This is a genomic window from Bradyrhizobium jicamae (assembly GCF_001440395.1).
Classification (GTDB): domain Bacteria; phylum Pseudomonadota; class Alphaproteobacteria; order Rhizobiales; family Xanthobacteraceae; genus Bradyrhizobium; species Bradyrhizobium jicamae.
In genome coordinates, this window is record NZ_LLXZ01000202.1 from 62,986 (window position 1) to 70,106 (window position 7,121).

Below are 7,121 nucleotides of genomic sequence, written 5' to 3' on the forward strand. Positions count from 1 at the left end.
ACGGCACCCCGTTCCATAACTCGATATCATTTGATTTCAAAAATACGAAAGTCTGATCGGTCCGCGCAACGCTCTCTTAGGATTGGCGGCAGAAAGGCGTGCACAATCGAAACAATCAGGCATGCTTGCGTCTTATTCTCGGCAAGTGACGAGAACGGCATGCAGTTCAACTGGCGCGCAATCTCCGGTCCGGCTCTGACAACGGCGACGGCGTTGATCGCCTTCCTCGTCGACCGGCACTTCGTTTCGGTCCCCAATCCCGCGCCGCTGTTCGTCTGCATCGTCGCCTTCTCCGCTTCCATCAGCGGCATTGCCTCCGGCATGGCCAGCGCCGTCATCGCGGTAGCGTCTTCCGCGCTGTTCTTCCTCAACCACCGCGCCACCCCCGGCTACGACATGTCGGACCTGTCGCGCATGCTGCTGCTCGCGGCGACCGCCGGCGGCACCGCGCTGATCACCGGGCTCCTCAGGCAGAAATGGGTCGATGCCTTCGCGTGGGAGAAGAAGCATCATGCCACCGCGGACCGCCTGTCGGCCGCGCTCGACCAGGTCGATATCGGCATCGTCCTGCTCGATTCCGACACCCGCGCCGAATTCATCAACCGCGCCTTCCGCGATTACTTCAAGCTGTCCGACGCGCAGGCCGACAGCAAGCCGCCCTTCATCGCGCTGATGTATCACGGCCGCGACACCGGCGCCTGGCAACTGCCCGAGGATGAACTGAGCGCCTTCATCGCCAAGCGCACCGAGATGATCCGCACCGGCGATTCCACGCCGATCAACATCGAACTCGTGGACGGCGAGGTGCTGCGCTTCACCTGCACCGCGCTGCCCGACGGCGGACGCATGCTGAGCTACACGCCGATCACCGACCTCGTCCGCCACACCGACGATCCCGGCAGCGCGGAGTACTATCGCACGTTACGCGGCGGCCATCGCAGCCTCGCCCGGCATCTCGGCGCCGCGGAATAGCAGCGGCATCGCATTTCCCTCGCGACATTGATCGCCGGCTCTCGTGTCTGTAGTAATGACAGACATTCCTCCAGCGCGTCACCTCCCAACAAGAACGGAATCGCTCAATGTCCGGCGACCTCATTATCCGCTTCGTCACCCGTCAGGACTACGCGCAATGGCTGCCGCTGTGGGACGGCTACAACGCCTTCTACGGCCGCTCCGGCCCGACCGCATTGGCTCCCGAGATCACCGCGATGACGTGGGCGCGCTTCTTCGATGCCTATGAGCCCGTGCACGCGCTGGTCGCCGAGAGCGGCGGCAAGCTGCTCGGGCTGACGCACTACCTGTTTCACCGCTCCACGACCATGATCGAGCCGAACTGCTATCTGCAGGACCTGTTCACCAATCCGGAATCGCGCGTCAAGGGCGTCGGCCGCGCGCTTATCAATGGCGTCTACGAACAGGCCAAGCTCGCCGGCGGATCGCGCGTCTATTGGCAGACGCACGAGACCAACCACACCGCGATGCAGCTCTACGACAAGGTCGCGGAACGCTCCGGCTTCGTGGTGTATCGCAAGATGCTGTGAGGCACGGCTTTCGGCTCGCCTGTGGATAAGTTTGGATGTCACGCGCGCGTAACAAAGCACGGATAGGTTGCGCCTGCGTCTGATCAGGCCCCCCGTCTCAGATCACGCGCCCCAGCGGTCCCCGTCAGTCGCCGCGTCTGACCGGGGCCGCCTCTTTTTGTGCTGCATGGCTGCCAAGCACGACGCCAGTGGCACCGCTGCTTGCGGGTCGAGGCCGTGCGGGCCACAATGCGCCCTCTCCGCCCTCCCACAGGATCGCTCCATGCAAATTCGCAATCTCGGCGGCTCCGGCCTGCGCGTTTCCGCCGTCGGCCTCGGCTGCAACAATTTCGGCCAGCGCACCGATCTCGAGACCTCGCGCAAGGTGATCCACAAGGCGATCGACCTCGGCATCACCCTGTTCGACACCGCCGACATCTATGCCGGCATGGGCGGCTCCGAGACTGTGCTCGGCACCGTGCTGGGTGATCGCCGCAAGGACATCGTGCTGGCGACGAAGTACGCCAAGCCGATGGCGACCGACGGCACCAGGCAGGGCGCCTCGCGCCGCTACATCATGTCCGCAGTCGAGGCCAGCCTGACACGGCTGAAGACCGACTACATCGATCTCTACCAGCAGCACGACTACGATCCGCTGACACCGATGGAGGAGACGCTGCGCGCGCTCGACGATCTCGTCCGCCAGGGCAAGGTCCGCTACATCGGCAATTCGAACTTTCCGGCGTGGCGGATCGCGGAAGCCGAAATGCTGGCGCGGCAGATGAACGTCAGCCGCTTCGTCTCCTGCCAGGACGAATACAGCCTCGTGGTGCGCGGCATCGAAAAGGATCTGCTGCCGGCAGCTGAGGAATACAAGCTCGGCCTGCTGCCGTTCTTTCCGCTGGCAAGCGGGCTTCTGACCGGCAAATACAAGCGCGGCGCAGCCGCCCCCGCCGACACCCGCTTCGCCAAGGCGCCGGCGCTGAAGGACCGCTACGTCACCGCGCGCAACGAGGACATCGTCGAAAAGCTGCAGGCCTTCGCGCAAGCGCGCGGCCACACCATGCTCGAACTCGCCTTCTCCTGGCTCGCCCAGCGCCCGCAAGTCTCAAGCGTGATCGCCGGTGCCACCCGCGTCGAACAGGTCGAGCAGAACGTGAAAGCGATCGGCTGGACGCTGAGCGCGGAGGAGATGGCGCAGGTGGATGAGATTACGAAGTGAGCAATTGTTCGGTGTGTCCCTGCCCGGTGCACAAATGCGCACGGGAGCAGGGACCCATAACCACCAATGTTTGCGCTACGCCGCGCACCCATGAATCGAGCCGACTGCTACTCGACACCGTCTCCTAGCGCTGCGGTCACGCCATTGAAACGTCAGTATCTGCCGACGCGATTGACTGGCCCACCCCGATTCATGGGTGTTCCAGGGCGCACCGCCTCGCGGGCGGCGGCCCGTGCAACCGGCCTTGGCCGAAGGACGACGCCGGGCCTGACAATGCAGCCGGCGGGATAGCTGATGTACTGGCAGTACACGACAGCACCGGCTTCCCTGGTGCTAGCGGCCACAAATCCTGAAACCAGGACGAATGCCGCAAGAGCCGTTGCAAGTTTCGTTTTCATCGTCATTCCTCCCTTTTGGCGTTCTGTGGACTCAACAACGAACGAAGCGCTTTCTGCCGACTCCGACATCTCTGCTTGTCGGAGAAACGTTTCCCCGCGGTACGACGATGACGCGCCAATCGTCGGACCGCGGGAGCCAGGGCGACGAGTCACTTCGGCTCTTTCAGTTTCTCCATGACCTCGTCCAGATTGAAGCTGGCTGCCTTCTGCCGTTGCGGGTAGTCACGGAATGATGTCAGGAACTTGCCCACGTAATCCTGTGCAGGCACGAGCAGGTACACGCGATCGAATAACCAGTCGTAGTACGTGTTCGAGGTAACGTCCGCCCGCTCATAGGGATCGGTTCGGAGATTGAAGAGTTTTGGAACGCGCAGGGGGGTAAAGGGATTGGCCCAAAGCAGAAACTGCCCGTTGGCGCGCTGCTCCATGAATACAATTTTCCAGTTGTCGTATCGCAATCCGACCAGTTCCTGATCGTCGTTGACATAGAGGAATGAGTCTCGCGGGCTTTTTGCGTTCTGCCCGGTCAGGTACGGGACGAGATTGTATCCATCGAGGTGAACCTTGTAGGTCATGTCACCAATTTTGTGTCCGGTGCGCAGCTTTTCAGACACCTGCGGTTCGCCGGCAACACCCAGAATGGTCGGCAGCATGTCGTGGTGAGCGGTAATTTCGTTCGATACCTGCCCTGCCTTGATCTTGCCCGGCCAGCGAAGAATCGCCGGCACCCGGTAAGCCCCTTCCCAGTTCGTGTTCTTCTCACTGCGGAAGGGTGTCATCCCAGCATCGGGCCAGGTGTTCATGTGCGGCCCGTTGTCGGTCGAATACATGACGAAGGTGTCCTGGGCGATGCCAAGGTCGTCCAGCGCCTTGAGCACCGTCCCCACGTTCTTGTCGTGATCCATCATCGCGTCGTGGTAAGAACTCTGCCAGCGGCCGGCCTGGCCGAGGCTTTCCGGCTTCGTGTGCGTACGCGCGTGCATGTGGGTGAAGTTCACCCAGATGAAGAATGGCTTGTTCGCATTCTTCTGCCGCTTGATGAAATCAGCGGCTCGGTCCGCGACGTCATCATCGACGGTTTCCATCCGCTTCTTGGTCAACGGGCCGGTGTCTTTGCAGACTTGCTTACCGATCTTGCCGAAGCGCGGATCAATCGTGGGATCATCCTTGTCGGAGGCTTTGCAGTCCAAGACACCTCGCGGGCCGTACTTTGCCTTGAAGGCGGGGTCCTTTGGATAGTCCGGATTTTCCGGCTCTTCTTCCGCATTCAAGTGGTAGAGATTGCCGTAGAATTCGTCGAAGCCATGCACCGTCGGCAGGAATTCGTTACGGTCGCCCAGATGGTTCTTGCCGAATTGGCCTGTGGCATAGCCGAGCGGCTTGAGCAGCTCGGCAACGGTGGGATCCTCCTTCTGCAACCCGAGCGTGGCGCCAGGCAGCCCGACCTTGGTCATTCCGGTCCGCAAACCGGATTGGCCCGTGAGGAACGAGGCGCGCCCAGCGGTACAACTCTGTTCCGCATAATAGTCCGTGAACATCACGCCCTCGTTTGCGAGGCGGTCGATGTTGGGGGTCTGGTAGCCCATCATTCCCCGTGAATAGGCACTCACGTTCGATTGCCCGATGTCATCGCCCCAGATGACAACGATGTTGGGTCTTTGCTGCTGTTGTGCGACCACCGGTGCGGAGGTCATGGCTGCAACGGATATGGTCGTAAGCAAGAACAGAGCCTTGGTGAGCTTCATGATGAATGCCTCGCTGCTACAACGACACTGGTGACGGATCGAGAGTCCGGTCAGATCAGTCGGTCACGCCGAGTTCAATGCGCGAGAGCTTGCAGACGATTTAGCGGAGAGCGCTACTCAGCGAATGCATTGGTCAGCCTAAAACTGCAAGAGCCGGCGCATTTTCCTCAAGATGGATCGGTCCACTCACGTCCTGGAGGTCGCAGCGTTAGACGATGCGCAACCACGTCGCTGCCGCGTCTGCATTCTGTGGCCGCCAGGAGCGGACCTTGACGCCTTCCTTGCGCAAGAACGCAGCCAGCCAGGCCGCTTGGCGGTTCAGGCGAGGTTGATGAACGAGAGCGGCGCGCGCGATCATCTTGCGAGCCCTGCGCCACTCGTTTACGCCGCCCGCGGTCGGGACTGAGAACGCCCAGCGGTCGATCCCAACCCAGTCGAGGTACACCAGAACCCGGTCCACCGATCCGAAATTGGCGATCGTTGTCGCCAGGTCGATGAATTCGCGGTTTGTCACTGCTCCGCGAAAACGGGCTGTGACAATACCTTCCTCCAGATCGGCATCGACCTCGATCATTGAAATTGGTCCGCGGCGGACCGCGACATTTTGTTACGTTGAATGGCCGGCCAAGAGTTCACCCGATGGCCGGCTTGCGCTACTCTGTTACTGCAACGTTCGGCACAATTGTGCCGAACCTTTCAGTTTGCGAGACGCAGGGGTGAAAACCGTGCGGACCGAACCGTTAAGCCGATTTCCGGCCCTTCGCACCCACGACGTTGACGAGCTCCGCCAACGCCTTGCCGGCCTCTTTTCTGTCTGGTCGATGGACCTGGGACGCGGCGGCCAACGGACGTTCGAGGGATGCCTCAACCATCGGCAAATGGAAGATGTCGGCGTGACCTACGCCCGCTATGGCTCCCCGTTGGCGGTTTGTCTTTCGCACGGCGATACCTACCTCCAGGGCTTTCCCGTTCGCGGTCACGGCTCCGTTGTTAATGACGGGACCGAGGGGGAGATATCGCGTAGCAATGGCATCGCTTGCGGACCAAACGCAGACATGCAGGTCAAATACTCATCCGATTTTGAGCACCTGGTCCTCAGGATCAAACGGCAGAAGTTGGTCAAGACGCTGAGCGGACTTATCGGTCGACCGGTCGACGCCCCGCGCATTGCGACCAGCGTCAGACCCGCTCCGGCAATGGCGATAGCTCAACGTCGTCTGCTCGAGTTTGTGGTGCGCGAATTGAATCGTGTCGATGCTCCGCTTCCCGGTCTTGTATTGGCCGAGCTCGAACAGACCCTTGTCGTCTCCTACCTTAATTGCAATCTGCACAATTACAGTCACTTGCTGCAGGAAGATTCGGTTCGCTCAGTCGCACCTTGGCAGGTGCGTCTTGCAGAGGAATATATTGAGCAGAACTGGGATCAGCCTGTAACAGTTGAAGCATTGGCCCATGTTGCAAACTCAGGTATCCGGAGCCTGTTCTTTACATTCAGGAAGAGCCGCGGAGTGTCACCGATGGCCTTCGTGAGGCAAGTTCGGCTGCGACATGCAAAGGAAATGCTCACGCGCGCGACGCCCGAAACGACAGTTACATCGGTCGCCTACGCTTGTGGATTTAGCAATCTGGGACACTTTGCAAAGTATTATCATGCTGCTTTCGGCGAGCGTCCCTCGGCGACCCTGAAGACGGCGCGCGGGTAACCGATAGCGACACCGTGGGTGGGACGAGCCCCTCACCCCACCAATCCCTGCATCGGCTTCACCGCCGCACTATCCGGAAACACCGACTCCGCCAGCACCTTCTCCGCCAGTCCGAACTGATCCTTCAGCACCCCCTTCATCACCGCGCGGAGATCTGTGGTCGGCGCGAGATCGCGTCCCTGATAGAGGCTCGCCGGCTTCAGGCCCGCCCAGTCCGCGATCACACGGCCGCCCTTCACCGCGCCGCCGGCGAGCAGCGCGATCGTGCCGGTGCCGTGATCCGTGCCCTGCGTGCCGTTGATGCGCGCGGTGCGGCCGAATTCGGTGGCGACCACGATAACCGTGTCGCGCCAGCGCGGTCCCATCCCGGTTTCGAACTCCGCCAATGCGCCATCGAGGCCGCCGAGCAGTTGCGCCAGCCGCCCGACCGGGCCGCCTTCATTGGCATGGGTGTCCCAGCCGTCGAAGGCGAGCGCGCCGATCCGCGGGCCGTTGTCGGCCCCCATCAGGCGAGCCGCGCCGCGCGCCGCCAG

At 61.5% G+C, this 7,121-nt stretch carries 7 protein-coding genes; 4 read left to right on the forward strand and 3 right to left on the reverse strand.

Annotated features, from left to right (window positions below; genetic code table 11):
• The first annotated feature begins 159 nt into the window (after positions 1-159).
• The 3 genes from CQ12_RS35025 (at position 160) to CQ12_RS35035 (ending at position 2,742) form a co-directional block, all read left to right on the forward strand.
• On the forward strand, positions 160-972 hold the full coding sequence (locus CQ12_RS35025) for a PAS-domain containing protein (RefSeq protein WP_057839830.1): 813 nt from the start codon (positions 160-162) through the stop codon (positions 970-972).
• Positions 973-1,079: 107 nt separating this feature from the next.
• On the forward strand, positions 1,080-1,541 hold the full coding sequence (locus CQ12_RS35030; RefSeq protein WP_057839831.1) for a GNAT family N-acetyltransferase: 462 nt from the start codon (positions 1,080-1,082) through the stop codon (positions 1,539-1,541).
• Between the two features lie 262 nt (positions 1,542-1,803).
• Positions 1,804-2,742 (forward strand): aldo/keto reductase, encoded by a 939-nt coding sequence (locus CQ12_RS35035; RefSeq protein WP_057839832.1) that lies wholly within the window; start codon positions 1,804-1,806, stop codon positions 2,740-2,742.
• A gap of 547 nt (positions 2,743-3,289) precedes the next feature.
• Here the strand turns inward: CQ12_RS35035 and CQ12_RS35040 are convergent.
• Complete coding sequence (locus tag CQ12_RS35040; protein WP_083519606.1) at positions 3,290-4,885, reverse strand: arylsulfatase; 1,596 nt, start codon at positions 4,883-4,885, stop codon at positions 3,290-3,292.
• A 208-nt stretch (positions 4,886-5,093) separates the two neighbouring features.
• Complete coding sequence (locus CQ12_RS45375) at positions 5,094-5,459, reverse strand: hypothetical protein (RefSeq protein WP_057839833.1); 366 nt, start codon at positions 5,457-5,459, stop codon at positions 5,094-5,096.
• A gap of 142 nt (positions 5,460-5,601) precedes the next feature.
• On the opposite strand from CQ12_RS45375, the gene CQ12_RS35050 reads away from it, so the two are divergent.
• Positions 5,602-6,588: an AraC family transcriptional regulator gene (locus tag CQ12_RS35050; RefSeq protein WP_057839834.1), complete on the forward strand. Its 987-nt coding sequence runs from the start codon at positions 5,602-5,604 to the stop codon at positions 6,586-6,588.
• A 32-nt stretch (positions 6,589-6,620) separates the two neighbouring features.
• On the opposite strand, the gene CQ12_RS35055 is transcribed toward CQ12_RS35050, so the two are convergent.
• Positions 6,621-7,121: DUF1501 domain-containing protein (locus tag CQ12_RS35055; protein ID WP_157088666.1), on the reverse strand; the 501-nt coding region annotated here is incomplete at its 5' end.